The organism is Actinoplanes sp. NPDC048791, from assembly GCF_040650095.1.
In the GTDB taxonomy this organism is placed as follows: Bacteria; Actinomycetota; Actinomycetes; order Mycobacteriales; family Micromonosporaceae; genus Actinoplanes.
In genome coordinates this window covers 1-1371 of record NZ_JBEZGQ010001576.1, presented here as the reverse complement: position 1 = coordinate 1371, position 1371 = coordinate 1, and the positions used below count along the sequence as shown (strand labels likewise).

Genomic DNA, 1371 nt, shown 5'->3' with positions numbered 1-1371 from the left:
GGCGCAGTCCGCGGTGACCGACGGCCGTGCGCTGGGTGCCGCCAACGCCGCCCTGCCGCGTCCGGCCGAGCCGCTGGCCCGGCTGTGGCACGCCGCCACGGTGTTGCGCGAACACCGTGGTGACGGGCACATAGCCGCGCTGGTTCATGCTGAGGTGAACGGCTGCCAGGCGCTCGTGCTCCGGGACGCGCTGTACGGCGGCAGGGAGCAGCTCCAGCCGAACCGGGGCTGGACCGATGCCGAATGGGACGCCGTGGGCCGGGAACTGGCATCACGCGGCTGGCTGGACGACGGTGGCCGGTCCACCGCCGAGGCAAGGGCCGTCCACCGCGCCGTTGAGGACCACACCGACCGGCTGGCCGCTCAGCCATGGTCCGCACTGCGCCCCGCCGACCGCACCCGGCTGGCCGAGTTGCTGGCACCGTTGGCCGGCGCCGCCGCGGTCGTCATCCCGTATCCCAACCCGATGGGCGTGCCCGTCCCCCGCACGACGTGATCAGGTAGGGCGTCGGTCTTCCTGCTCGGCGGCCCGATGGATGCCGATCAGCTCGTCGCGGTACGAGTGATCGGCTGTCTCGATCTCGTCCTTGACCAGGGCGCCGTTCTCCCACCACTGCATCAGCCCCCGGCCCATCTCCTGACCGGCCCGGGTGTGGACGCACAGGGCGTAGTCCGGGACGCTGACCTGGAGGTCGCCGCTCTCCACCTTGGTGGCCACCAGGTCGGCGTGCTCGGAGCTGGTCCGGTCCTTGCGGGCCAGGGCGAGATAGCGGACGGCGTGCACGGCCATCATGGTGTCGCCGCCAGGAGCAGCCCGGAAATTCCGGTGCAGACACTCCAGCAGCACCGGGGCCAGGGGTGCGCCCATGCCCACGTCCTCGACAGCGATGAGCTTCAGCCGGCGCCACAGGTGCTCGGCGACTTCGGCGGAGGTCGAAAGCATCTCGTACGCGGCCAGCACGGCGTTGTCGACATTGCCCCGGCGGATGTCCTTCTGCAGGACGGACACCAGCTGATCGACCGGGACGCCTCGTGGTGAGGTGAGCCTGGAGTAGGGGTCCTCCTGGTGCGGAGGCGGGCCGAAGCGTCGTTGAGTCATGGTCATGCCTTCCGGTCGCGGTGACGGCGCGTCCGAAACGGAAGGGGCCAGACTTCGGGGAATCACATCACGGCGCGGGCACATCGGCAAGCGCTGCACGCCCTGCTCTTGATGGGTTGGGCTGGCGCCGGGTCGGGCCGGGACGGGTGCCGGCTCGTGCGCGGGGTCTGGCTGGCTGCGGCCGGGTGTTGGCTCGTGCGCGGGGTCTGGCTGGCTGCGGCCGGGTGTTGGCTCGTGCGCGGGTCCGGCTGGCGCGGCATGGTGCTGGCTCG

The 1371-nt window shown here is 71.6% G+C and carries 1 protein-coding gene and 1 pseudogene; one reads left to right on the top strand and one right to left on the bottom strand.

The annotated features are described in order from the left end of the window. Positions 1 to 496, top strand: a pseudogene (locus AB0C29_RS48625) (hypothetical protein); the annotation flags it as partial. On the opposite strand, the gene AB0C29_RS48620 reads toward AB0C29_RS48625, so the two are convergent. Continuing rightward, positions 497 to 1099, bottom strand: a complete 603-nt coding sequence (locus AB0C29_RS48620) for a hypothetical protein (RefSeq protein ID WP_360835189.1) — start codon at positions 1097 to 1099, stop codon at positions 497 to 499. It abuts the pseudogene before it with no gap. Positions 1100 to 1371: the final 272 nt, after the last annotated feature.

Excerpts from the sequence above, each read along its gene's own strand:
- AB0C29_RS48620 (WP_360835189.1), bottom strand. The coding sequence starts at position 1,099 with ATGACTCAACGACGCTTCGGCCCGCCTCCGCACCAGGAGGACCCCTAC.